Raw genomic sequence first — 26,037 nt, 5'->3', positions numbered from 1 at the left:
GTTCGTGCTCCATGCCGAAGACGGCAGCGTGATCGGCGTCACCGACGATTACTAAAGCGCCTGGGGAGCCGCCATCCAAAACGAATTCACGCCGGTCTCGCTGCACTAATCCCCCCTTGCAGTCGCCGTGCGTCAGCGGAAGCCGGAGGGCCCCTCTCCCCTCCGGCTTTTCGTTTGCGTGAGCTAATCCGCGCTCTTGTTCGACCGCGCGCTTTGGGTCCATGTACCCTCGTAAGAGGTACACAATGACCGATCCGATCTGGACCCAGTCCTTCGACGTCAACACCATCATCCTCGACCACCAAAAGCGCCTCAGCCTGGTCGGCCTGTTGAATCTGTTGCAGGACACCGCCTGGATTCACGCCGAACATCTCGGCTGGGGTTACGAGGCGCTGGTCGAAAAAGGCACCATCTGGGTGCTGTCGCGCCAGAAAGTCGTGATGACGGAATGGCCGATGTGGCAGGACAAGGTGGTCATCAACACCTGGCCGCGCCGCTCCGGCGCCATCATGGCGCTGCGCGAATTCGAGATCGTGGTCGACGGCAAGCGCGTCGGCGAGTGTTCCACCAGCTGGCTGGTGCTCGACTGGAATACGCGCAAGGTCCAGAAGCTCGACCGCATCATGTCCGGCATTCCGGCGCGGACCGAGGGCGTGCTCGACATCACCGCCGATCGCGTACCGCCGCGCAGCGATCTCGGTGAAATCGCCCGCTTCGAGGTGCGCAACAGCGATCTCGACGTCAACGGCCACGTCAACAACACCCGCTACGCCCAATGGGTGACCGACACCCTGACGCTCGACGAACTGAAACGCTGCGCCATCGAGGAATACGAGGTGAATTTCCTCGCCGAAACCGGCGTCGGCGATACCGTGGTGATCGAAAGCGAGCCCGGCACGCCGGCCGAAGACGGCACGATTGTCCGCCACTTCCAGGGCCGCAAGACGACGGACGAAAAACCAGCGTTCACCGCCCGGCTGAAGCTGCGGCCGCGCTAATACTGCGTTGCCGGCGTAACGTAAATCTTCTTTTCCTTGTAGCTGATGTAGAGGTGCAAACGCCGCAGCACACCCATGCCGATGATCATCTGCAGGTCGGAGGAATGGTGGCCCATGACGCCGCTTTCGTCGTCGGGCACCAGTTCGATTGCCGGATTGCCGACGCTGACTTCGCCAAACGTCAGCGTCTTGAAGGGATAATGGCGCGACTTCTTCAGCTTCTTTTCGTCGAGGTCGAAGGCGTCGGAGGCGCGGTCGAGGCTCATGATCGTGTCGGCCGCGCCGGTGTCGAGAGCCGCCCTGACCTCCTGTCCGTCGAGCGTGACCTTGACCATGATGTGGTTCTCGTCGACCTCGAACGGCACGACGCCGAAATTGCCGGTGGTCCAGTACATGACATGGCCGGGACACGCGGCGGGCGCGAACAGGCTGAGCTTGGCGCCGGCGAAATCGTAATCGGCGTCGAAGCGCGACAGGATATCGGCCCCCAGCAGTCCAGCAGCCTCGAACGGCTCCTCGAGTACCAGGAAACTGAGCTTGGTGCCTTTCATCGGACCGACTTCAAATTCGTCGATCGTCGTGAAATCGGTGGCGAGCACGCGACCGACGCCCTGCATCGTCACACCCGATCGCTTCGAGCTCAGATGCAGTTCCTTGACCGTCTCCGCCGCGATCAAGGTCGATGCCGCGCCGGTATCGACCATCATCCGCTTGGCCAGGCCGTTGATCGTGACCGGCACGGTGATGCGGCCGGTGTCGTCCATTTCCATGTCGAGCAGCGCATTGCGGCGCAGCCGGCAATCTGGCGCCGAGGCTGGCGCCGTCGGCGGCGTGGCGGCGGGCGGCGGCTTGGCGTCGTCGGCAGAGGCGGCGGCCGCCAGCAACAGGAACACACCCGCCAACCCGCGCATGGGGGCTACTCCTTGGGGACCGGGATGCCCAGGCGCTTCAACTCGGACCGCGCGGCGGGCAATTCGATGAAATCAACCGGGCAACGTTTGGTGACGGCCAGCAGCATCGCCACGGCGGCGTCCTTCTCGCCGCGCCCGAGATGCCATTCGCCGGTGTAGAAATTGGCTTCGCACATCTGCGCGTCTTCCTTCGACTCGCGCCAGCTTTTGGCCTCGCGCAGCACGCCTTCGGGCGTCTGCTTGCCGAGGTAGAGATCGAGCAGCGGCTTCGGCCAGTCGGATGCCTTGAGCTCGGCCACCGACGCGGCCAGGGCTACCGGATCGAGCTTGCCGGCGCGATGGGCGGCCATCGCCTGCCACAAGAGGATGTAGGACGCCATCACGCTCGACTTGTCGGCGAGTTTGAACGCGTCGGTGCCCGCCTTCATCGAATCCTCGAACATGCCGTAGCGCCATTCCAGGCGCTGGAACTCCCACATGTCGGCGAGGCCGATATGGCCCTTGGCGATTTCATCGAGGTCCTGGTGCGCGGCGGCGACGTCCTTGAGGCACAGCTCGGCCCAGATGCGATAGACCAGCACCGGCGTGTCGCGGCCCTTCAGCGTCTCGTAGGATTTGAGATCGGTCAGCGCCTCCTGGCAGCGGTCGAGCTGAAGGTAGGCGAGCGCCCGGCCGCGATAGGCCGCCGGCTTATAGGCGGGCACCAGGTCGGGCGCAGCAATCGCCGCGGTGAAGGAATTGATCGCGGCCTCGGGCTCATCGCGCAGCGCCTGGGTCAAGCCGCGGGTGAAATCGTCATACCCTGCAGCACACGCTATGCCCAAACTCGCGACCGCAACCGCGGCAGCCGCCAGAAAACGCCTCACGGCCATCCCCCCGAACCTGCCGGGAAGGATCATAGCGAGGAGCCCACCACACTGGCAATGCGGCGGCTATTTCTTGGCGGCCGGCCGGTTGAGGTCCTCCAGCGACGGCTTCATGGCATCGAACTCGACGCCGAAACCGGCCCAATCGCCCGCTTTCAGCTTGGCAATCGCCTTGTTGTAGTGCTCAAGCGCCGCCTTGGCCGATCCCGCCGGGACCGTCGCCAACACCGCTCCGGCCACGGCCTGGGCCGTCGCCGTCGGCTGCGGGGTGTCGATGTCGAGCGAGCCGTCGGGCGCCTTGAACAGCTTCGCCAGCGCCTGTCCGAGGGTTTCTTCCATCGCCACGTTGTTGTTGTAGACGGCGATGACGCGCTTCAGCTCCGGCAATTGCCCCGATGCGGCCCGCAGGTAGAGCGGCATCACATAGAGCACCGAATTGTCGATCGGCACCACCAACAGGTTGCCGTGGATCACCCGGCTGCCCGACTGGTTCCACAGCGTGATCTGCTGCGAAACCTCGGTGTTCTGGTTGATCAGCGCGTTGATCTGATAGGGCCCGTAGACCATTTTGTCTTTCGGGAAGGTGTACACGATCAGCTTGCCGTAGTGCTCGGGATCGCAGCGCGCCGCCAGCCACGCGATCATGTTCTCCTTCTGGCGCGGCACCATCGGCAGCATCAGCACGAACTCGGTCTGTTTGGCGCCGGGCAGCCGCATGTTGATGTAGTACGGCTCCATCCGGGACTCGCCGGTGTCGTCGTCGGCCGACGGCTTCTTGGGGAACTGCCAGAGATCTTCGCGGCTGAAGAACACTTCCGGCGCATCCATGTGATAGGAGGCATACATCTGCGCCTGGATGGCGAAGAAATCCTCGGGATAGCGGATGTGGCGCTTGAGGTCGGCCGGCATCGCCTGGAGCGGCTGGAACAAGCCGTGGAAGATGCGGGCATAGGTCTTGACCAGCGGATCGGTCTGATCGGCGATGTAGAACGAGACGGTGCCGTCATAGGCATCGATCACGATCTTCACCGCGTTGCGGACGTAATTGCCCATGCCGGTTTCGGTCGCCTTGGAATAGGGGAAGGCGTCCGAAGTGGTGTAGGCGTCCTGCAGCCAGTAAAGCTTGCCGCCGGAAACGACGATGTAGGGGTCCTTGTCGAGGCTCAGGAACGGCGCAATTTCCCTGACACGCTGCTGGATGTTGCGGCGAAACAGGATACGGCTCTCGTCGGTGACGTATTTCGACAGCAACAGATTGACGTCGCCGAAGTACCACGAGAACAACAGCCGGTTGCCGAGCCCGCCGATGGCGACGCCGTCGCGGCCGCTGTAGCGGGTGTAGACGTTGTTGTCGCCCTTGGGATAATCGAATTCGTCGGTGGAACCCTTGACGACGACATAGGTGTCGACGCTCTCGCCGAAATAGATGCGCGGCTCCTTGATGACGGGACCGCCCGACGACACCGGCGGAATGTCCTTGATGTACAGGGACGGCAGGCCGCCGACTTCGGTCTTGGTCACCGGGCTCATCACCACGCCGTTGCCGTGGGTGTAGAGCACATGCAGGTTCACCCAGGTCTGGGCGTTCTGCTGCAGCTGGGTGGAATCGAATTCGCGCGCGCTGGTCATCACCTGCTGATAGGTGCCGTTCAGCATATAGCGGTCGACGTCGGCGTCGGTGAAGCGATAGTAGGTGCGGATTTCCTGGAGCTGCGAATAGCTCGCCAGCAGCGGCTTGTAGTCCCACAGCCGGATGTTGTCGATCGTGGCGCGGTTGGCCGCCAGCGCCGTCGCGTCCAGCTTTTCGTCGGCGACGAACGGCGTCTCCACGATGTTGCCGAGGGCATAGGCCTCGCGCGTCATCTGGATGTTGCGGGCGATGTAGGGCCCTTCCAGCTGCAGCTGGTTCGGCTTGACGTAAATGCGCTCGTAGACCCCGGCGATCACCGGCGCGATCACCACCGACACCGCCACCAGCGCCAGCGCCGCCATCGCCGGATGCTTCAGCGAACGGCCGCGCACGCCGGCAAACGACACCACCGCACCGGCGATCGCCAGCACGGTCAGCGCCCACAAGATCGGAATCTGCAGGTGCACGTCGGTATAGCTGGCGCCGACCACCGCGCCGTTGTCGCCGTAGACGAGCTGGAAGCGCTGCAGCCAGTAATCCCATGCCTTGACCAGAAGCCACAGCCCGAGCAGCACCGACGCGTGCGCCACCGCCGCGGGGGCGATGAAACGGCGCTGCTGATCGACCACGATGGCGCCATGCACCCAGTACAGCACCGCCGCCATGATCGCCGCGACACTCAAGGTGAACAGGATCCAATCCTTGATCGCAGTCAGCGCCGGCAGCGAGAACAGATAGAAGCCGATGTCCATGCCGAACTGCGGATCGTTCAGGCCATAGGGCACCTGATAGATGTAGCGCAGCACCACGCTCCAGTTGCCGATCTCGGAGGCGGCAATCAGCATCGCCACGAACAGCGCCACCGCCAGGATCACGCCGCGCCACGGGAACGAGCGATAGAGCCGCTCCAGCAGCACCGGCGGCGTCAGGCCGGGGATAGAATTCCATGGCGAGACGACGGCGCGCAAGGTCGGACGGAATCCCGACAGCCGCTGTGCCAGCGCCGCATTGACCCACAGGATGACCGCCGTCGGCACGAACACCGCCAGGAACAGCGCGATCTTTGCGTTGACCGTGGTCCAGAACACGCCGCCGAAGCCGAGCGAGTCGAACCACGCCCAGTCGACCAGGAAGCTGGCGGCCAGCCGGAGCGTGATGAGCGCGAGAAAGATCACACCGAGGACGATGAGGAAAAGTCTATTTCTGGGGGTCACGGTAGTCCTGCCTGAGAATCGCGGACACGGAGAACCGTAAGGTTACACCGTGGGCCGGAAGCGGGGCAAGCGATCGCGGCTCAGGCAGCGTGATGGAAGAGCTGCGCGCGCGGCAGGCTTTTCAAGGGTCCCGGCTCGCTCACCGCCGGTGCCACCGCTGTTCCCGAGAGCCATTTGACCTGACGGTCGAGCGCGGCGCGCAATGCGTCTTCGCTGTCGACGTGTTCGGCGAAGGAGATCAGTCCGGCGCGGCGCGCCTCGGCCGCCAGGTTGCCAAGCTCGACGTTGTAGTCGGCGGGGTCGAGGCCACGCAGCGACACGCCCACCGCCTTGACGCCGGAGGCGCCGAAGACGTCGAGCCGCGGCCCGGCCCGTCGCGGCGCCCGGATCAGCACCGCACCGCAGAATGCCTTCAGGATGGTCACGACCTCGGCGACGCGCGGCTGCGGCATGCCGAGCGGCAGGTCCTTCACGGTGTAGGCAAGATACGGCCGCAGGTCGGCGGACAGCGCCCGGCAGCGCCCGAGGAATGCCATGCGCGCCAGCGGGCTGGTCAGGACTTCGTACGACACCGGAATGCCGAGCACGAAGCGCTCGCCGCGCCGCAAATGGCGTTCCAATTCGGCGCCGCCGCGTTCGAGAAGCGTCAAGGTCAGGTGCGACAGCTCGCGGAGGCGCTGGCCGGAATTTTCCGGGCCATAGGGGCGATGGCCGTCGCACGCCAAGCAGCGATAGGCGCGGATGACCTGGAACTGGGCATCCCACACCGGCGCATACGCCACCGCGATCTCCGCTTCGCCGAACGGCGCCGGAGCGACGGTCTCGCCGTCGGGCGCCAGCTGCAGTCCGGCCTTGCCGGCCAGATCCACCAGCGCGGCGCGATCGAAGGCGTCCACTTCGATGATGGTATCGCCGACCGCGCGCGCCGGCGTGACGTCGAGATCGCCGATGCCGCAGGCGCCGAGAAACGTACGGCTCAGTTCATAGGCGATGCTGAGGCAGGCGATCTCGCCGTCCTCGGCGGCGGTCTTCGGCATGATCACGAGCGTGTGCCGATCGTCGAGCGCCAGGAAGAAATCGGCCGGCCGCAATTTCTGGCGCAGCAGCGTTTCGAGGCTGCGGCCGACGTCTTCGCGCGTCTTGGCCCAGCGCTCGCCGAGCGCCTTGCGCAAGCCCTCGATGCCGATGACATTGGCGCTGCCATTGCGTGCCAGTTTCGCCGACGCGGTGACCCAACTGGCGCTGCGGTCCGAAGGTTCCATGAACGCCTCAACACGCATTACGGGTCCGACGCTACGCCGCGCCCGTTGCCGACGGCTTAAGCGATGGTGGAGTGCAGCGAGGCTTCCCGGTTAACGCCCGCACACAAAAATCCGCTGCGATGCGGCACGATCATCGTTAGCAGTGCCGCGGGAGCGGAAAAGTACCTATTGCAAAAACGATCAGGCCGCGACCGAGCTGGCGCCGCCGGCGGGTTCTGTCAGGATCGCATACAAGGCTTCCGCCGAGCCGGCCTTGCGCAGCTTTTCGCAGGCCGCCTGATTGCGGAGCAGCCGCGACACGCGCGCCAGCGCCTTCAAATGATCCGCCCCCGCCCCTTCCGGCGCGAGCAGCATGAACACCAGTTCGACCGGCTGGTTGTCCACCGCCTCGAATTCGATCGGCGTATCAAGTTTGGCAAAAATGCCGGTGATCTTTTTGATCTCGGAAAGACGCCCGTGCGGGATGGCGATGCCCTGCCCGACGCCGGTGGTCCCGAGGCGTTCGCGCTCGACCAGCGTCTCGAGGATGCGCGCTTGCGGCACCCGGGTGATCTGCGACGCCCTTTCGGCAAGATGATGCAGAAGCTGCTTCTTGTCTTTCGCTTTCAGAGACGGAAGCACACCTTCAGGACTGAGCAAGTCGGAGATTTGCATGACGGCCCTACGGTAACCTACTCTGCGACGAAGAAGTGAAAACACCTATCCGAACGCGCTACCCGGTTGCTTGTTGCGAAACTGTCTTGTCCGTTTTCAAGGCCTTTTGCGGCCTGTTTCCTTAACCTAGAACAGGGGTCCCGTCCGAAGGGCGCGGACCATTAGTCCGCTGATTTTTTAAAGTCAACGCTTGAAATCAGCGAAGCCCGGAATTCAAGGATTCTCCCGTTTTGAGGCGCCGCCGTTCCACCGACGACGGGATACGCATCGATTCGCGGTACTTGGCCACGGTCCGCCGCGCGATGTGCACGCCGTCGGCGGTAAGCATCGCGACAATCCGATCATCGGACAAAATCTCGCGCGGCTCTTCGCGCTCGATCATCTCGCGGATGCGATCGCGAACCGCTTCCGCCGAGTGGGATTCGGAACCGTCGAGCGACTGGATCGCGGCGGTGAAGAAGTATTTCAGCTCGAACAGTCCGCGCGGCGTGGCGACATATTTGTTCGAGGTCACCCGGCTGACTGTCGATTCGTGCATCCCGATGGCGTCGGCGATGGTCCTCAGGTTGAGCGGGCGAAGATGCCGTACACCATAAGTGAGGAACCCGTCCTGCTGGCGCACGATCTCGGTCGCCACCTTGAGAATGGTACGCGCCCGCTGGTCGAGGCTCTTGACCAGCCAGTTGGCGTTGTTGAGGCACTCGGTGAGATAGGTCTTGGAATCCTTGTCGCGGGCGCTGGCCGAGACGCGCGAGAAATAGCGGGCATTGACGAGAAGGCGCGGCAGCGTTTCGGAATTGAGTTCGATCAGCCAGCCACCGTCGGGGCCTTCGCGCACGATCACGTCGGGCACCACCGGCTGCACCGTATCGGAGGTGAACTGCAGCCCGGGCTTCGGCGACAGGGCGCGGATTTCCGCCAGCATGTCGGCGATGTCGGCCGTATCGACGCCGCAAATCTGCGCCAGCTGGCCCATGTCGCGGCGGGCGACCAGATCGAGATGGGCGACCATCGCTTCCATCGCCGGATCGAAACGGTCCTTTTCCTTGAGCTGCAATGCCAGGCATTCGGCAAGGTCGCGCGCGGCAACGCCGACCGGATCGAAGCCCTGCAGCACGGCCAGCGTCTTCTCGATCAAGGCCTTGTCGCAGCCGAGGCGGACGGCCATGTCGTCGAGATCGGCGCGCATATAGCCGGCTTCGTCGACCGCATCGATCAGGGCGACGCAGATCAGTCGCTGATCATGGTTCAGCGCGGCGATGGCGAGTTGCTCGAGCAGATGATCCTTCAGCGTGCCGCCGTCGGCGACGGTGGATTCGAGCAGGTCCTCGTCGCCCTCGTAGCGCTGGCTGTTGCGCACCGTCGACCAGTCTGCGAGCGGCGCGCTGTCGGCGGGCGTCGTGGCCTGACGTTCCTCGCCGTCGGAATAGCGGTCTTCGCCGGTCGCGTCGATGTCGGCGCATTTGGAGAAATCTTCGCGCGACAGCTCGCGGTCAAGCGTTTCGGTCGCGGCCGGCGCTTCAGGCGACGGCTCGTTTTCGAGAGATGGAGCGCTCTCGTCGCGTTCCAGAAGGGGGTTCTTCTCCAGCTCCTGCTCGCAGAACTCCGTCAGTTCGATGTTCGACAACTGCAGCAGCTTGATGGCTTGCTGCAATTGCGGAGTCATCACAAGGCTTTGGCCTTGCCGGAGTTCCAGGCGCTGGGAGACGGCCATCTAGGTCCCCTCCTCGCGCAACGCGGGTCCGACTGGCCTCATAGCGAGAACCGTTCCCCCAGGTAGACGCGCCGGACGTCGCGGTCTTCGACGATGTCGCCGGGCGAGCCTTCCTTCAGCACGACGCCGTCATGCAGGATGTAGGCGCGATCGATGATGTCGAGGGCGTCGCGGACATTATGGTCGGTGATCAGGACGCCAACGCCGCGATCCTTCAGGTGCTTCACCAGGGTGCGGATTTCGCCAACCGCGATCGGGTCGATGCCGGCCAGCGGCTCGTCGAGCAGGATGTAGGACGGATGGGTCGCCAGCGCCCGGGCGATTTCGACGCGACGGCGCTCGCCGCCCGAAAGCGCGATCGAAGGGGTGTTGCGGACATGGGTGACGCCGAATTCGGCCAGCAGTTCTTCCACTGCGGCCTCCAGCAGCCCCGGCTCCGGCTCGACCAGTTCGGCGGTGGCGCGGATGTTCTCTTCCGCCGTCAGGCCGCGGAAGATCGAGGCTTCCTGCGGCAGGTAGCCGATGCCGAGACGGGAGCGCCGATACATCGGCAGCCGCGTCACGTCATAGCCGTCGACCTCGATGGTGCCGGCGTCGACCGGGATCAGACCGGTGATCATGTAGAAGCAGGTCGTCTTGCCGGCTCCGTTGGGACCGAGCAGGCCCACCACCTCGCCCCGCTTCACCGACACGCTCACCGAGCGCACGACGGGACGTTGATTGTAGGCCTTGGCAATCCGGGTCGCGACCAGACCTTTGCCACCCTCGATCACGCGGGGGCGTTGGCCATCGGTTGCGGTGGTATCTGTTGGGTCCATGCGAGAACTGTGCCTGTTCGTGCTTAAGGAATTGTGAAACCTACGGATTCTGCGTGCCGTCACTGCTCTTTGGGGTAAACAAAGCCTGCACTCTGCCGCCCTTGCCCTGACCGCCGTCAAGCGTCGCCTGACCATTGATCAGGTTGACCACCAGCTTGTGGCCGCGCAGCACGTTCTTGTCCTTGGTGAGGACGACGTTGCCGGTCATGGTGATCAGCCGCGGCGTAACCTCGTAGACGGCGTTGTCGCCGGTGGCGATCCCGGACGGCGCATCGATCACCACCCGCCCGTCGGCATAGATATGGGTCGGATTGTTGCCGACCAGCTTGGCCCGCATCTTGTCGGCCCGAAGTTTCATGTCGCCCTGATGGACGATGACATTGCCGGTGTAGACCACCATGCCGGTGTTCTGGTCGGCGAACATGTCGTTGGCCGACAGATCGATCGGTGCATTGGGATTGTCCATCCCCTTGGTGACCGAATTCTGCTCGGCCAGACCGGCACCGACCACGACGGTGCCCGCCAGCAAAATCGCGACTAGTCCCCTCATCGTTTCTTCGCCTTCTGCGGATACAGGATCATGTGAACATGACCCGATAATTTCACTTGTTTGTTGGCCCGGTCGAAATGGAAGCGGTCGGCGCTGAATTCCCCGGTGGGGCCGTGCCCCGTGACGCCTTCGAAGCCTTCCAGGACGTTCGCCTTGATCAGGGCGGTGGCGCTCTTGGTGTGCATCTCGTAGCCGTTGTCGGTGAACACCGCGATGCCGCCGTCGAGCTTCAGGATGCCGCTGTCGCCGTCGATGAACCCGTGGCCGGCGGTGGCATTGACCCAGCTCTTGCCCTCGAACTGCATGTCGGCGTCGATCTGCTTGAGCTCGGCGCGCATGTTCTTCGACTTCGGGTCCTGGATCACCTCGGACGCCGTGACCTTGAAGGGATTGCCCTTCTCGTCGGTGCCGGTGAAGCTGGTCTTGGTCATCGTCAGATCGCGCGCGAGATTGCCGCTCTGCGTCGCGGTCAGGTATTTGTCGTTGTGGCGCGGCATCACCGAATAGGCCACTACCGAGGCCATCAGCACGATGGCGCCGATCGGCAGGATCTTCTTCATCACGCTGACGAAGCGCGAGTAGCGCAGCGCATCGCCGGCCCTGAGGCGCTGGCGCGCCGACCAGTCGCGCGCGGCGACGGCCGGCGGCGGCGGCATCTCCTGGGCGACGGCGCTGCGGCTCTGCTCGCGCCTGGTCATCTGAGCCCCGCCTTCAAGAGGTCGTGGATGTGCAGGATGCCGACCGGCGTTTTGGACTTGGCCTTGGGATCGAGCACGAAAAGCTGGGTGATCTTCTTGTCGTTCATCAAGGCCAGCGCCTCGGCGGCAAGCTGATCGCTGCGCACCACCTTGGGGTCCCTGGTCATCACGTCGCCGGCCTTGGCGTCGGTGAGGTTCTGGTCGAAGCGGCGGCGCAAATCGCCATCGGTGATGATGCCGGTCATCTCGCCGCCCGCCCCGGTCAGCGCGACGCAGCCGAAATTGTGCTTCTCCATCACCGCAATCGCTTCGCGCAGCGGCACGCTTTCGGGCGCCAGCGGCAGGTCGGCGGCGCCGTGCATCAGATCCTGCACCCGGATGAGCGCCCGCCCGAGCGAACCGCCGGGGTGCAGATTGCGATAGGCGTCCATCGAGAAATCACGCCGCTGCATCATCGCCATGGCGAGGGCATCGCCGAGCACGATCATCAGCGTGGTGGAGGTGGTCGGCGCCAGCCCGTGCGGACAGGCCTCGCGCACATGCGGCAGCTTCAACGCCACGTCGGCGGCCTTCAACAGCGTCGAGTCCGGGTTCCAGGCCATGCCGATCAGCGGAATGCGGAAGCGCTTGGCGTAAACAATGAGGTCGGACAGTTCGCTGGTTTCGCCGCGCCACGACAGGATCAGCAGCGCGTCGCCCAGGGTGATTTCGCCGAGATCGCCGTGGCTCGCCTCAGACGGGTGGACGAAATGCGCCGGCGTGCCGGTGGAGGCCATGGTGGCGGCGATCTTGCGGGCGATGTGGCCCGACTTGCCGATGCCGCTGACGATGACCCGCCCGGTCGCGGCCAGCAGGATGTCGACGGCCTTGGTGAATTCCGGCCCCAAACTGTCGGCCAACAGATGCACCGCCTCGCCGGCGGACTCGATCACCCGGCGAGCGACAGCCAGATCGCCTTCAGCCGGCACACCCTCGTTGATGACGACGGACCCCATGCAACACCCATGACGGCCTCCGGCACGGCCGGGAGGCCCTTTGTCTTTGTCGCGACCGCCGAGGGGCGACCGCTAAGCGAAATTCATGCCAAATGTGGCCAAATCCAAGGCTCGGTTCAAGGCGGCTTCTTCCATCGCAGTAAATATCTGAACCGCAAACTTAAATTTGTTTCAGTGGGCGAAAATATCGACCTCCGGCCAGCCCGCCAGGTCGAGTTCCACCCGGGTCGGTAGGAAGTCAAAGCACGATTGGGCCAGCGCGGTGCGACCCTCTCGCGCCAGCATGGTGTCGAGCACCTCGCGCAACCGGTGCAAGAACGCGACATCGTTGGCGGCATAGGCGAGCTGCCGCACCGTCAACTCCGGAGCGCCCCAGTCGGAACTCTGCTGCTCCTTGTTGAGATCGACGCCGAGCAGCTCGCGCACCAGATCCTTGAGGCCGTGCTTGTCGGTGTAGGTGCGCACCAGCTTGGAGGCGATCTTGGTGCAGTAGACGGGCGCCGTCACCACGCCCAGCGCCTGCCGGAACATGCCGATGTCGAAACGGCCGTAGTGGAACAGCTTCAGCGTGTTCGGATCGGCCAGCATGCGCGTCAGGTTGGGCGCGTTATAGGTGCCAAGCTCGAACTGCACCGCGTGGCAGATGCCATCGCCCGACGACATCTGCGCGAGGCATAGCCGATCGCGGATCGGGTTGAGGCCAAGGGTCTCGGTATCGATTGCCACCACCGGGCCGAGATCGAGGCCATCCGGCAGGTCGTTCTTGTGCAGTTTGATCTTCAAATTGACACCTGTGTTGCGCGCGAATTGCAGTCCGGGCAGTCATAAACCCAACCTTCAACGCGAACAAACGGGGACACGCCGTGACAACCCGCCCGCTCCGTGGCGAGGCCACGAGACCGCAGGGATCGTAACAGCCAACGTTTTGAAATCGCGGGTATTTTCCGCAAAATGGGCCCGAGGATGTCGTTCTCGGGCCCATCGTCAAGCTGATCCAATTGCTCAGAATTTGATCCGCAGCGAGCCGCCCACCGAGGTATAGGTCCCGCCCGCATTGCCGGGATTGGCGTTGAAGGTCACCGCGAGTGCCGCGTTGTCGCAGATTGCCGTCTCGATCTTCAGACCGATGTCCGCCCACACCGACGAATCACCCGCGATATCGAACTGCGCCGTCATACCCGGAGCCGCCGCAAACGCCGTCGTCACATTGGCGTCGTTGGAATCGATCTTGCCGACCAAGAACGCGTGTACCTGCGGCTTCACCACGATGCCGCCGACGTCCACTGCCCAATCGGAGTCAAAACCGATGCGCACGGCGGCGTTCTCCCGGCTGTAGTCGTTGAACATCAACGCCGGTGCACCACCGGTTTCCGCGTAATGGCTGATATGCGTGATGCCATACTGGAGCCCGATTGCCGGCTTGAACGTGCCGCCCATCACGTCGGTAAACACCTTGCCCGCCTGGATACCGAACAGCGGCGTCAACCCGCTGGTGCGCCCGTCCAACTGGAAAGCGGTGCCGCCGAGCGAAACCTGACGGCTGGTGTGGACCGCGTCCAAGCCGACACCAGCGTACCCGTCGAGGAAATAACCGTTCTCGTCCAAGTACATGCCGTAAGCGAGCCATTGCTTGGCGCTCGTCTTGGTGTGGGCCGGCTGGGTGCGCAGCGTGGCATCAGCCTCGCCAAAGCCAAACGACAGACCGAGCCGGACGGTATTCCTGATCGCGAGGTCGGCTCCAACCACGATCAGATAGCCGTCGACATCGGCCTTGCCCCCGGAGCCGCCAAGGTTGACGTTGCCCTCGATTCTTTGGCCGGAGAGGAACGCTCCGACGCCCTTCGGCAGGTCCACGGCGCCCGCACCACCACCCGAACTCCCGTCGGTGGCGCAGACGATACCGGCGCCGCACTGCCCTGTTGAGCCGAGATTGGCCAGCAAGCCACGCATTTCATACGAACCGACATTGAAATTCTGCGCCAGTTTCAGGGCACCGGTCTGGATGGCGACTTTGCTGTCTTCGGACGGGCTCATCGCGCCGAGGTACTGCCACATGAACGATGTCTGAGCATCGGCGAGCAGGAGCGACACCTGTGGAATGGAGCGCGCCGCGTCGGGTACCAGTTGATTGAAGGCACTGCCTAACGGCCCGTCGGACAGCATGTCGATGCCGTCGTAAAGGGGGGCCATGGCGGTGTAAGAGCCGGCCCGGTCGCCGTCCAAAAGCCAGCCGATGGAGCGCTGATCATTGCTCGGATTGGTCAGTACGGTCCCGAATGACGCCGCCTCGATAGTTACCACTTCCGAGTCGTAGCCGTTCGCCGTCAGCTTCGAGACCGCCGGGTACAATACGCCTGCAAAAGGATCGGGCACCGAGGCGAAGCTGCCGCTGATAACGTCGGCGGTGGCGACGACCAATGCCTGATGCCATTTTGGCTTAAAGCCACTGACCGGATTCAAGAGCAGCGTGCCACCGAGCGAAAGTGTGCCCTGGTAGACATCCAGTCTGTCATTGTCGGTGGCACCCAGATCGATCAGCAGCCCCGCATGGCTTGACAGCACCACGTTGCCGAAGATCGAAAGCGTACCGGTTGTTCCGATCGTTCCCGGCGCGATGGCACCCAGAATCGCCGTCGTGTAGGGCGCCACCACGATGCCGGTGCCCGACAGGACGCCGCCCATCAGCGCCAGATCGCCGTTGCTGACCAGCATGCCGTCGACCCGCAGATTGCCGGCGTACATGGTGGCATCGATCCACACACCCAGGGCGCCCGACGATGCGACGGTCAGCCCCGTCTTGGCGCCGTTGATGGTCAACCTGTCGATTATGATTTGGGCGTTGGCGAGCGTCGTCGTACCATCCGCCGACAGCGTCACGTCGTAATACCGCGCCGGAGTGCCGGCGACAGGATCACCGTCGTTATCATCGGGAACGAAATTGGTCGAGCCGGGCAAACCGTTCGCCGGCGTTGGTGCCGGAAGAGTCGCGGGATTCGCGTTGGGCGAGCCTCCTCCCGTGGCAAACCACGTCTTGACCAGATCGGTCAAAGGAGCGGTTGCTGAAGTATCCGCCGAAATCGCGGAGTCCGGAGCCGAACCCATGCCGGAATATGTGATGGGCGTGTTGGTGCCGATGTCGAAGCAATCATTCAAATAGCAGACCTGCCCGAACTTCGGCGTGTTGACTCCGTCGATATCCGGCAGGCCTTGTGCCGGCGTCGTCGGCAGCGCATTCACCAGCGTTCCGTTGGCAGAAATGGTGACGTAATTGGGATCGAGATCCATCACCCAATGGCTCGGATCGGTCCAGCTGCCGTCGCCCGCCTTCGCCGAGACGTACTTGTAGGGATTGTTGGCGACGATCCAATCCCAATACAGATAAAGCGGCTGGTAGAACGACGTGGTGCCGTAACTGGCCGAAGGCTGACTGTTGAAATAGCGCGTACCGCCCGACAGCACGGCCGCGATGACCTGGGTCGAGAACATCTGGTCGACGATCAGCGGACCGCCGGAATCGCCGCCTGCGGTGATGGCTTCCTTCAGCAGGGCTGCATCGTGGAAGATGTTGAAGTCGTACTGGTTGGCGGCTGCGGTTCCGTATTTCGGGTCGTTGAAATCGATCTGGTACAAATTCTGCGGCAGTCCGTCGGGTGAACCGAACAGGGATGAATCGACATCGTCCAGGGAACCGAGGAGGCTGAGGGTGTTCTCAGCCACCCGCCGGCGGAAATCGATGCCGTTGACCGAGCCGTCCGTGCCGGTGCCGTTGGCGCCGTAGCCGGCGATCGTGGCGTGCGTCGGCTGCGTCAGCGGCGAGAACAGCAGCGTCCACGTCGGCAGGTTGGTCGCGGGCGTATCGAGCGCCGCCATCGCGATATCGGCCTGCAGGAAGTTGCCGCCGAGGCCAAGCTGCGTGCTCTGCGTGTTGTAGACCACGTAATTCGAGTTGTAGGCGTATTCGCTGGTGCGGGTCTGGTAGACCCCATTGCCGTTCACGCCATACAGCCAGTGCGCGATAGCGGAGTTGCCCGAAGCGTTATTGTTGGCATTAAAGAAGAAGGCGATCGGTATTCCGTCGTTGGCGGCGCCGTAGGCCGATCCCGGCACGAACGTGGTATCGCCCTCGTTGACGCAATGCGATGCGAAAATCACCGTGCGCGGGTTGATCAGCGTGGCAGTGCAGAGGCCGACGAAGCCGTTCTGCTCATCAATGACCATCTGACCGATGCCGGTCACGGGCGTGGTGTCGACCAGCTGGGCCGGCGTGTAGTTATCGTTGCCGACGATCGCATGCGACGGTGAAAACGCAAGACATCCGGCTGCAAGCGCCAACGCCGCCGTGCTCGACCGCAGCATGGATTTCGAGACATGTGAGAATTGCGCCATAAGGACCCCCCAGCCAAATACCGAGGCCGCATTGCGGCCGCCGAGATGCACCACAAATTTGGGAGGCATGCTGAAAGAACCACCCAACTTTTACGGGTGCGATGGACCAGAGTTCCCTTCCTTAGGGAAAACGTCAATGTTAACGGTGTCTGGAAAATTAAATTTACGCGTGTAATGGCGCAATTATCACACGTCTTAGTAGAGTGCTTTTAAGAATCCCAAACTACGCCGCGGTTTCGGGCAGCCGGGCGCTGCGGCCGTGGCGTTCCAGGAAGCCGTTGAACATCCACAGCAGCCATAAGGTGCGGCTGTTGTCCGACCAGCCTTGGCGATGGGCGTCCACCAGCCGGTGCACGGTCGTCATGTCAAAATGCTCGGCCAGCAACGTGCCGCGACCGAGTTTGCCGGCGAACCCCTGACCGAACGGCCCACGGAACCACTTTGCCAGCGGTACCGAGAAGCCCTGCTTCTTGCGATAGAGCAGATCGTTCGGCACCAGCGGCTCCAGCGCCCGCTTCAGCACCAGCTTGCCCTCGCCGCCTGCCAGCTTCAGCGACCGCGGCAACCCCATCGCCCATTCGACGAAGGTCGGATCAAGCATCGGCACGCGCACTTCCAGGCTGTTCGCCATCGCGGTGCGATCGACCTTGGTCAGGATGTCGCCGACCAGCCAGGTCTTAAGATCGACATATTGCGCGGCGCCGACCGGATCGTCGGTCGGGGCGTTGGCCATGTGGGCGGCGATGACGTCGGCGGCGCGGTAGCCGGAAATGGCGCGGGCGAGATCGGGCGAGAACAGCGCCGCCCGCTGTTCGTCGGAGAGCACCGCGACGTTGTGGAAATAGCCTTCCGCCGCCGACACCGCCAGTTCGCGGAAGGTCTGGCGCGCCCGCATGAACCGCGGCGCCCAGTCGAGCTGCGGATAGAGCCGGCCAAGGGTGCCGAACAGCGAGCGGCGCACGCCCGACGGCAACATCCCGCGCATCGCCTCTTCGCGGCCGTGGAAAAGATAGCGGCGGTAGCCCGCGAACAACTCGTCGCCGCCATCGCCCGACAGCGCCACCGTGACATGGCGGCGCGCCAGCCGCGCCAGGCGGAACGTCGGCAGCGCCGAGGAATCGCCGAATGGCTCGTCGAAAATGCCGGGCAGCGCGTCCACCGTGTCCATGTCGTCGGGCGACACGACCTCCACATGATGGCGGGCTTCGTAGCGGCTGGCGACTTCCTCGGCGTAGCGGCGCTCGTCGAATTTGGGATCGTCGAAACCGATGGTGAAGCACGACAGCGCGTGCGGCACCGCTTCGGCCATCAGGGCCGTGACGGCGCTGGAATCGACGCCGCCGGAGAGGAACGCCCCAACCGGCACGTCGGCAACAAGTTGCGAGCGCACCGCCCCCGACAGCCGGTCGCGCAACGCCGAGGCGGCGCGATCGAGATTCTGTTCGCCGATACCGGCCGGCCGCGGCTCCCAATAGGTGCGAATTTTCGGCGATTGGCCGCGCTGCAGCAGCAGCGTCTGGCCGGCACCGAGTTTCTTGACGCCGGTATAGATCGTGCGCGGATCGGTGATGTAGCCGAAGGCGAAAAAATCCTCCACCGCCTGCGGATCGATGGTGCGCGGCAGCGACGGGCTCGCCATCAGCGCCTTCAGTTCCGAACCGAACAGCAAGGTCCTATCGGGCAGCATGGCATAATAAAGCGGCTTCTCGCCGAGACGGTCGCGGGCCAGGAACAGCGTCTGCTCGCTGCGGTCCCATAGCGCGAACGCGAACTGGCCGTGAATCTGGTCGACGACGTCGCTGCCCCACTCGACCCAGCCGCGCAGGATCACTTCGGTGTCGGAGCGGGTGCGGAACAGATGGCCGCGCCGCTCGAGCACGCGCCTGAGGTCGCGGTAATTGAAAATCTCGCCGTTGAAGACGATGGCGATGCGATTGCCTTCCGTGAACATCGGCTGCTCGCCGGTCGCCAGATCGATGATCGCCAGCCGGCGGTGGCCGAGCGCGATGCCGGGCTCGAAATGAAAACCTTCCCCGTCGGGACCGCGATGGGCGATGGCGTCGTTCATCGCCTTGGCCACCAGCCGGTCGGGAGCCCTCAGCCCGCCCGCGTCAAACCACCCGCTGATGCCGCACATGCTTTACTCCATCCTGGCGAGGCGGTCCTTGATCGGGGAAAGCGCTGCCGCCGCTTGGCGCAAACGCGCCCGCGCCGCTTCGGGTTCACCATCGATCGGCGTCGACAGCGCCAGCAGCGCCGCCCCGCGCCCGCCGATGAGCGCCGCCGTGACGCGATCAAGTTTGACGGTGAGGCCGCTTTGGGTGAAGGCGCCATTGCTGACGTACGTCCACCACACCAGCCGCGTGCCGCCGGCCGAGCCGATCTGCAATTCGCGGAAGGAAACCGGCTCAGCGCCGATTTTTGCCGCCGCATTGGTTTCGCTGATCGGATGCCACGCCTCTTCATCCCAGAACTTGTTGGCCGACGAGATCAGGTTGCCACCGGCGCGGTCGTAGTAATCGACGAACACATCCACCGGCGCGCCGTCGCGGCGCAGCGCGAACGCCAGCATGGCATCGGGCGCCTGAAATCCCGGAGCCCAGTCGTGCGATACCGCCGCGGTCGTGAAACCGGGCAACGTCGGCGGCGAAGCGAAGGCCTCCGCATCGACGGCGCGCGCGCGTCCCGATTGCCACGCCGCGAACGCCGGCACCGCGGCAATGGCGATGAGGCCGAGCAGCACGGTCAGCGGCAACAACTGCGGGCGCGGCGCAGTGGCCGGCATCGCGGGCGGCGCCGCCGGCCTGATGTCGTCGGAAAATTTCGCGCCCACCCACATCAGCGCCGCCAGGATGGCGACCGAAAAGCCCCAGCCATAAACGAGATGATCGGCACCGACGGCGACCCTGTTGTCGGAAAAATGCGCCAGCAGCACGATGCCCAGCGCACGAAGGCCGTTGCCGAGGATCGGCACGATCACGCACGCCAGCATGAACAGGGCGATCTTGTTCCACCTGCGATAGCTCATGTAGGCGAACAGGGCGCCGACCGCGACGGTGGCGATCAGAAACCGCAAGCCTGCGCACGCCTCGGCGACCTGGAAGGTGCCATTGGCCAGTTCCACCATGTTGCCTTCGGTGAAATGCAGGATGCCGAGCAGCGTCAGGCCATGATCGATGAACCAGGTCGTAAAGTGCTGCAGCGGGCCGATCAGATACCCGCCCATCGGCACCAGGAAAAACAGGAACAGCGCCGGAAACAGGATGACGCGATAGACCGCCGGGCCGAGCACCGCCAGCGCCAGCACTTGCGCGAACGCGACCAGCGCCAGTTGCTCCACTTCATTGATGGAGGCGAGCGCACCGACGAATGCCGCCGCCGCCACCGGCAGCATCAGCCACAGCGCTTTGGGGAAGGCCGTCGGCGTCAGCGCTGCAAGCTCTTTGCGGCTGCCCCAGATCAGATAGGCCGACACCGGAATGATGAGGAAACAATGCGAAAACGTCGGCGACACCCACCACACCGTGACGGCCGCGGCGATGGTGCGCGCGTAAAGCCCGCCGAGCACCGCAAGCAATCCGCCGAGCACCGCCAGATGCACGGTCCATGTCGGCAGGCTGAGAGTCTGTGGCCGCGTGGCGCTGCTCATGATGCCTCCAGCCGCACGGTGTCGGCGTGATGCGGTGCGGTTTCCAGCAGGCGGTCGAGCGAGCGCAACGTGGCATCCCAATCGTATTCGCGTTCGACCAGGGCGCGGCCGTTGGCGGCGATGCGGGCGCTGTCGGGACCGGTGGCCGCAGCAATGACCGCGCTCGCGAACGCCTCGGGACGATCGGCGACCCACAGATCGCGCCCGGGCACGACCGCCAAACCGCGGCTCGCCGCGTTCGTCGCCACCACCGGGCGCTGCAGCGCCAGACCCTCGAGCACCTTGTTCTGCACGCCCCGCGCCAGACGCAGCGGTGCCACCACGGCGGCCGCGTGCGCGACATAGGGGCGAACGTCGGCGACCTTGCCGGTCACGATCACCCCGTCACGGGGCACGCGCAACGCGGCGGCCGGCTTGGCACCGACGACATAGAAACGGGCTTGTGGCAGCGCTTGGCGCACGCGCGGCAAGACGGTGTCCGCGAACCAGATCGCGCCCTCTACATTCGGCCAGTAATCCATGGTGCCGACCATCGCCAGCGGGATTTCGTCCGCCGGATAGGGATTGGCCAGCGGTCCCGTGGGCGCAAGATCGACCCCGTTGGCAACGCTGTGGATGCGATTGCGCACCTCGGGCACCAACTCGGCGAAGGTGCGCGCTTCGAACGGCGACACCAGCACCGTCGCGCCGAACGCCGACGCCGCCCGCTGCTCCAGCGCGAACAACGCCGAAGCCTCGCGGGCGTAAATCCATTTCTTGGGGCCGCGCGCAGTGGACGCGTATTGCCGCCACTTGTCGGAATCGACATCGACCATGTCGAGAACGACCTTGGCCGGATCGAATCCGCTCCGCATCAGGAACGGCGCCATCGCCGAGCTGAAGACAACGGTCCGGTCGATGCCGCGCGCCAATACTGCACCAATCCAGCGTTCCAGCGCCGCCGAGGCGAAGTAGGATGTCGTCAGCGGGGCGCCGGCAACAAGCGCGAAAGCCATGCGGGCTCGTGCCACCGTGCGCGACAGCGGCAGCAGCGCCATCTCGCCTTTGACGAATGGGCGCAGCGCTTCGCGATGCCCAAGATCGGCGGGATCGTCAACGAAGGCGGCCAGATGCACGGTGTGGCGCTGGGCCAGATGCTTCAATATGTGAAAGGCGCGGATTTTCTCGCCTTTGTCGGGCGGGAATGGAATGCGGTGGCAGAGGAACAGCACATTCATGGCGCCGACGCCCGGAGGAAAATCTCGTCCATCCGCCCCCAGCGGAAATCCTTCAGCAAGCGGACGATCTTGTGCTCCATCGCGCCGAGATTGACGTAATGGCGCAGGCGCGATTTTAACGGCGCCACGGTCACGCGCGGCTGGGCGGGATCGATCTCCCAGGGATGGAAATAGAATACGAACGGCCGCCGGTCGCGGCGCGCCACGGTTTGGAGCGAGGCGCGGCTGATGGCATAGGGCAACAGGCGGAAATAGCCGCCGCCGCCGCACGGCCAGTTGCGCCCCAGGGCCCGCACCGAACTCACCGGAATTTCGAGAAAGCCGTCGAAGGGATGAAATGCAAACCGCGGCGCCTCGGGAATGCCATAGGTGTCATGCGTGATCGGATTGACGCTCGAGGAATAGCGATAACCGGCGCGCGCCAGGGTTTCATGCGCCCACAGGCTGTTGCGGGTCAGCGAAAAACTCGGGGCGCGATAGCCCTTCACTGCAGCGCCGGCAATGTCTTCCAGCACATGGCGCGCGTGATCGATGTCGGCGAAAAACTCGGCCGCCGACTGGCGATCGACGCGGCGGTGCTCGGAACCATGCGAGGCGAGCTCGTGGCCGCGCTTGACGATGGCGCGCACCAGCCGCGGATAGCGCTCGGCGATCCAGGCCAGCGTGAAGAAGGTGCCGCGAACGCCCGCCGCGTCGAACAAATCGAGGATGCGATGCACGTTGGCCTCAATGCGGCATTCGCGTGACGGCCACGAGGCGGGGTCAATAACGCCGGCGAACGCTTCCACCTGAAACCAGTCTTCGACATCGACGGTGAGCGCATTCTGCGTCGCGCCCGTATCCGCCGCCGGATGGGCGCGCCAGGAAGCAATGATGCTGTCGGGATCGGCGCGTTCGAGGACACCGCAGTCCATGGCCTCACCCGCGGACCGGGCGGACGGGATCGATCATGTCGGCCAGCCCCACCGCCAGCCGGCGCAGCGATTGCTCCTGATGATTGACGCGGGTTTCCAAGGTATCGACGCGCTCGGCCAGATGCTGCTTGTCCATGCGCGTGAGATAGGTCTCATCCATGTTGCCGTTCGCGACCGGCTGCAGCGAGCGCCCGCCGTATTCCTCGCGCAGATCGGCGGCGACGCGTTCGACATCGCCGGCGGTGAAGGCATGCATGTTGTCGAGGAAACCGAGCAGCAGCAGGCGCGAACACAGCGTGTTGATCTGGCGCGGCACGCCCCCGGTCGCGGCATAGATCGCTTCCACCGCGCCCTCGTCGAAATCGGGGTCGCCGCTCCAACCGGCATGTCTCAAACGATGCGCCAGATATTGCGAAACCTCGTCGTGGCTCATCGGCCCCAAATGATACGACGCGATGACGCGCTGGCGCAGCTGTTCGAGATTGGGATTGGACAGCGTCTCGCGAAACTGCGGCTGACCGACGAGGAAGATCTGGCACGGCGCCGAGGCCCCGACCTGGAAATTCGACAGCATGCGCAATTCTTCCAGCGCCGACGCCGACAGATTCTGGGCCTCATCGACGACCAGCAGCGCCTTGCGGCCGGCGCGCTGCAGGGATTCGAAATAGTCCTGCAGGCAGAGGAGCACACCGTCCTTCTTTTCCGGCACGTCGCGCATCTTGAAGGCGGAACACACCATGCGCAGCAGCTCGGCGCCGGACAGCAGCGTGGTGACGACATGGGCGGCGACGACCTCGTTGCGATCGACGGTGGCGCACAAATGCTGCACGATCGTGGTCTTGCCGGCACCGACCTCGCCGGTGATGACGATGAAGCCCTCGCCGCGCGAAAGCCCATACATCAGATGCGCCATCGCCTGCTCGTGGACCTGGCTTTCGAAATAGAAGCGATGGTCCGGCGTCAGCAGGAACGGTTCGACTTTGAGGCCGTAGAACTCGGTATACATCGTCGTCAGCCGGTTTTTTCTCCGTAGCCGTAGTAATAGGAATAGGGCGTCGAGCGCTGCCACTCGGGCGATTTGTTGAAGACGAGATTGAGCGACGGACACGCCGCCACGCCCGCCAGCGCTTCTTCGACGTGATGGCGCGCCGATTGCCCCGCCGCCACCACCATCAACAGGTGATGGACATGCATGGCGAGCGCGGCGGGCTCGGCAGCAGCCAAGACCGGCGGCGCATCGATCACCACCACGCTCTCCCGGAAGCGCCGCGACAGCGCCTGGCACACATCGGCCATGCGATGGGAGGCGAGCAGTTCGGGCGAGGTGTCGTCGCGACGGCCGGCAAACAGCACATGCAGGTTGGGCACGTCGGCGCAGCGCGTCAGCACTTCGTCGATCTGCTGGCGCCGCCCGGTGAGAAGATCGAGCAGGCCTTCCGCCGGCGCGCCTTCGAAATACTGCGCAATCGAAGCACGCACTACGTCGCCGTCTACCAGGATGACGTCGAGATTGCGCTCGGCGGCAAGGCAGATGGCGAGATTCATCGCCGTATAGGTCTTGCCCTCGCCGGCCAGCGCCGAGGTGATCATCACGATGTTCTTGGTGGTGGCGTGGGTTTCCGGATCACGCGTCAAGGGCAAGAGCTTGCGCTTGATCGACCGGAATTCGTTGTAGGTCACCGAGGCGCGATTGTCGGGCGTCACCATGCGGCCCTCGCGCAGGCGGCCCATGTTGAGACGCAGCGCCGGTTCGACCGGATGCGGAGGCGTCGCATGCACGCCGTTGACAGAGCCGTTGATCGGCCGCGGTTCGGCGCGCGCGATTTCGGGCGCCTTGACGGGCTCGGGTTCGGGCACGCGAACGTGCGGGGCTTCCATCACCGGATCGAGCGGATCGATGGCGGGCTCGTGGCGATACTCGCCATCGGTGGCGGGCGGCTTGGCCTGCCGCATCGCCCGCTGAATCAGATTCAGACGCGGCGTCGGTTCGTTCATAATAGGCTCCCGCCGATCGATGACACGTTGGTGTGGAAGAACACGAGGACGATCAGATAGCCGCCCACCAATGCGCCCGCCCCGGCGGCGAAGAACGATGCCGAGCGGCGCATGCGCACCATGTCGGCAGCGGTGCGCGCGATGGTGACCGCCCCCAGCACCGGCAGCGCGAACGCCTGTCCGAGCTGCTCCATGGTGAGGAAGCGCCCCGACACCGCGCCGAGCGCCATCGCCGACGCCAGCCCGATGCCGAAGCCGCCGAGCAGCACCAGCAGATTGAGCACGATGCGATTGGGCGAAGCCGGACGGTTCGCCAGCGTCGGCGGTTCGATGACGCGGAACACCATGCTCGATTGCTGATCGCCCGCCGCCTGCGAAATGTTGGCGGACTCGCGCCGCTCCACCAGCGCCTCGTAGTTCTTCTTCAGCGCCTGATAATCGCGGTCGAGGTTTTCATACTGGCGCCGGATCGCGATCGACGCGCCGACGTTTTTGCCGGCCTCGTCGAGCCGCTTCTGCGCCTCGGTCACCCGGTCGCGGGCCACCGCGAGATTGACCTCTTCGTCGGCGAGCTTGGTACGCAGCATCAGATAAGCCGGGTTGGCGACCGACTGCAGACCGGATTCCTCGTCGGAGTTGCCCTTCTCGGCGATCTGCTTCTTCAGCCGGTCGACGAGCTGCTTCTGCGCCACCACGTCGGGATAGTCCTCGGTGAAGCGGGAGCGCAATTCGTCGAGCTTGGCGCGGGCCTGACCGAGCGCCTGGCGCTTGTTCTCGATGGTGCCGGCACCGCCGACCTGGATCGGCGCGGGGCCGTTGATGTCGAGTGTCGCCGGCGTCGCGCCGAGCTGGGCGCGCAAGGAATTGCGCCGCGCCGAAACCTCGTCGACGGTCTGTTGCGCCTTGACGATGTCACCCTTGGCTTCGTCGATGTCGTTGCCGCCGAAGAAGACGTCGAGATGGGAGGCGCGAAAATCGGCCTTGCGCTTGTCGGCGTCCTGGATCTTCTTTTCATAGGCGGTGATCTGCTGATCGAGGAACTGGCGCGCATCGTCGGATTCCCGACGCTGGTCGCCGACATTCGAATCCACCATCACCGACAGCAGCGTCTGCGCCACCGACTGGGCATAAGCGGGATTGGGATCGGTGAAGCCGATCTGATAGAGGTTCTTGGTGCCGAGCGCCTTGAGCTTGACGTTGTCCGTAAGCTGCGCAACGGCGTCCTGCATCTTCGGGACGCTCCAGTCGGCCGATTTCGGATTGGTGGCACGCACCACCCGCTCCATGTTGGGCGCGGTGAGCAGGGTGCGCAGCATGACGTCGATCTGCTGCTGGGTATCGGTCGACACCACGATGCCGCGCAAAAGCGGGCGCATCAGCGTGTCGGTGTCGATATAGACCTTGGCTGACGATTGGAAGGCGTCAGGGATCAGCGCCACGCTGATCCAGCCGGCCAAGCACACGAGCCAAGCGATGCCCAGCCCCACCCAGCGGAACTGCCAACCGCCCCCCAGGAGGCCGAGCAGCTGAAGCTTCCAGCTCTGCATTTCGTTCCTTGTGTTCCGT

The 26,037-nt window shown here is 64.3% G+C and carries 20 protein-coding genes; 1 reads left to right on the top strand and 19 read right to left on the bottom strand.

The window, feature by feature from the left end; translation table 11 throughout:
* Window positions 1–245 precede the first annotated feature (245 nt).
* Window positions 246–998: an acyl-[acyl-carrier-protein] thioesterase gene (locus tag AC1P6P_RS12995; RefSeq protein ID WP_481402869.1), complete on the top strand. Its 753-nt coding sequence runs from the start codon at window positions 246–248 to the stop codon at window positions 996–998.
* Here AC1P6P_RS12995 and AC1P6P_RS12990 read toward each other — a convergent pair.
* From AC1P6P_RS12990 to AC1P6P_RS12900, 19 genes are all read right to left on the bottom strand, one after another.
* Window positions 995–1,909: an aspartyl protease family protein gene (locus AC1P6P_RS12990; protein WP_481402868.1), complete on the bottom strand. Its 915-nt coding sequence runs from the start codon at window positions 1,907–1,909 to the stop codon at window positions 995–997. The genes AC1P6P_RS12995 and AC1P6P_RS12990 overlap by 4 nt on opposite strands.
* A gap of 5 nt (window positions 1,910–1,914) precedes the next feature.
* Window positions 1,915–2,775: a tetratricopeptide repeat protein gene (locus AC1P6P_RS12985; protein ID WP_481402867.1), complete on the bottom strand. Its 861-nt coding sequence runs from the start codon at window positions 2,773–2,775 to the stop codon at window positions 1,915–1,917.
* A 66-nt stretch (window positions 2,776–2,841) separates the two neighbouring features.
* Window positions 2,842–5,619 carry a UPF0182 family membrane protein gene (locus tag AC1P6P_RS12980; protein ID WP_481402866.1) on the bottom strand — a complete coding sequence of 926 codons (2,778 nt, stop codon included), beginning with the start codon at window positions 5,617–5,619 and terminating at the stop codon, window positions 2,842–2,844.
* Between the two features lie 80 nt (window positions 5,620–5,699).
* Window positions 5,700–6,881 carry a hypothetical protein gene (locus AC1P6P_RS12975; RefSeq protein WP_481402865.1) on the bottom strand — a complete coding sequence of 394 codons (1,182 nt, stop codon included), beginning with the start codon at window positions 6,879–6,881 and terminating at the stop codon, window positions 5,700–5,702.
* 180 nt (window positions 6,882–7,061) lie between these two features.
* Window positions 7,062–7,535: a PTS IIA-like nitrogen regulatory protein PtsN gene (gene ptsN, locus AC1P6P_RS12970; protein WP_481402864.1), complete on the bottom strand. Its 474-nt coding sequence runs from the start codon at window positions 7,533–7,535 to the stop codon at window positions 7,062–7,064.
* 196 nt (window positions 7,536–7,731) lie between these two features.
* Window positions 7,732–9,249 (bottom strand): RNA polymerase factor sigma-54, encoded by a 1,518-nt coding sequence (gene rpoN, locus AC1P6P_RS12965; RefSeq protein WP_481402863.1) that lies wholly within the window; start codon window positions 9,247–9,249, stop codon window positions 7,732–7,734.
* Window positions 9,250–9,287: 38 nt separating this feature from the next.
* On the bottom strand, window positions 9,288–10,067 hold the full coding sequence (lptB, locus tag AC1P6P_RS12960; protein ID WP_481402862.1) for an LPS export ABC transporter ATP-binding protein: 780 nt from the start codon (window positions 10,065–10,067) through the stop codon (window positions 9,288–9,290).
* A 40-nt stretch (window positions 10,068–10,107) separates the two neighbouring features.
* Window positions 10,108–10,617, bottom strand: coding sequence for a lipopolysaccharide transport periplasmic protein LptA (gene lptA / locus AC1P6P_RS12955; protein WP_481402861.1), 510 nt, complete (start codon window positions 10,615–10,617; stop codon window positions 10,108–10,110).
* Complete coding sequence (gene lptC, locus AC1P6P_RS12950; protein WP_481402860.1) at window positions 10,614–11,315, bottom strand: LPS export ABC transporter periplasmic protein LptC; 702 nt, start codon at window positions 11,313–11,315, stop codon at window positions 10,614–10,616. Before lptC ends, lptA begins: the two co-directional genes overlap by 4 nt.
* Window positions 11,312–12,310 (bottom strand): KpsF/GutQ family sugar-phosphate isomerase, encoded by a 999-nt coding sequence (locus AC1P6P_RS12945; RefSeq protein ID WP_481402859.1) that lies wholly within the window; start codon window positions 12,308–12,310, stop codon window positions 11,312–11,314. Before AC1P6P_RS12945 ends, lptC begins: the two co-directional genes overlap by 4 nt.
* A 171-nt stretch (window positions 12,311–12,481) precedes the next feature.
* On the bottom strand, window positions 12,482–13,093 hold the full coding sequence (locus tag AC1P6P_RS12940; RefSeq protein WP_481402858.1) for a ribonuclease D: 612 nt from the start codon (window positions 13,091–13,093) through the stop codon (window positions 12,482–12,484).
* Window positions 13,094–13,312: 219 nt separating this feature from the next.
* Entirely contained in the window at window positions 13,313–16,696 is a 3,384-nt protein-coding gene (locus AC1P6P_RS12935) for an autotransporter domain-containing protein (RefSeq protein ID WP_481402857.1), read from the bottom strand.
* Window positions 16,697–16,919: 223 nt separating this feature from the next.
* Window positions 16,920–18,833 carry an XrtA/PEP-CTERM system amidotransferase gene (locus tag AC1P6P_RS12930; RefSeq protein WP_481402856.1) on the bottom strand — a complete coding sequence of 638 codons (1,914 nt, stop codon included), beginning with the start codon at window positions 18,831–18,833 and terminating at the stop codon, window positions 16,920–16,922.
* A gap of 3 nt (window positions 18,834–18,836) precedes the next feature.
* Window positions 18,837–20,345 carry an exosortase A gene (xrtA, locus tag AC1P6P_RS12925; RefSeq protein ID WP_481402855.1) on the bottom strand — a complete coding sequence of 503 codons (1,509 nt, stop codon included), beginning with the start codon at window positions 20,343–20,345 and terminating at the stop codon, window positions 18,837–18,839.
* Complete coding sequence (locus tag AC1P6P_RS12920; RefSeq protein ID WP_481402854.1) at window positions 20,342–21,562, bottom strand: TIGR03087 family PEP-CTERM/XrtA system glycosyltransferase; 1,221 nt, start codon at window positions 21,560–21,562, stop codon at window positions 20,342–20,344. The genes xrtA and AC1P6P_RS12920 overlap by 4 nt, the downstream gene beginning before the upstream one ends.
* Entirely contained in the window at window positions 21,559–22,476 is a 918-nt protein-coding gene (locus tag AC1P6P_RS12915) for an XrtA system polysaccharide deacetylase (protein ID WP_481402853.1), read from the bottom strand. The genes AC1P6P_RS12920 and AC1P6P_RS12915 overlap by 4 nt, the downstream gene beginning before the upstream one ends.
* A 4-nt stretch (window positions 22,477–22,480) precedes the next feature.
* Window positions 22,481–23,482: an XrtA/PEP-CTERM system-associated ATPase gene (locus tag AC1P6P_RS12910; RefSeq protein ID WP_481402852.1), complete on the bottom strand. Its 1,002-nt coding sequence runs from the start codon at window positions 23,480–23,482 to the stop codon at window positions 22,481–22,483.
* 5 nt (window positions 23,483–23,487) lie between these two features.
* A complete protein-coding gene (locus tag AC1P6P_RS12905; RefSeq protein WP_481402851.1) occupies window positions 23,488–24,471 on the bottom strand; it encodes a P-loop NTPase family protein in 984 nt (327 codons plus the stop codon).
* Window positions 24,468–26,018, bottom strand: a complete 1,551-nt coding sequence (locus AC1P6P_RS12900; protein WP_481402850.1) for an XrtA system polysaccharide chain length determinant — start codon at window positions 26,016–26,018, stop codon at window positions 24,468–24,470. Before AC1P6P_RS12900 ends, AC1P6P_RS12905 begins: the two co-directional genes overlap by 4 nt.
* Window positions 26,019–26,037: the final 19 nt, after the last annotated feature.

This window comes from Rhizomicrobium sp., assembly GCF_056722145.1.
The sequence above is the reverse complement of the archived record's forward strand: the minus strand, read 5'-3'. Positions and strand labels throughout refer to the sequence as shown.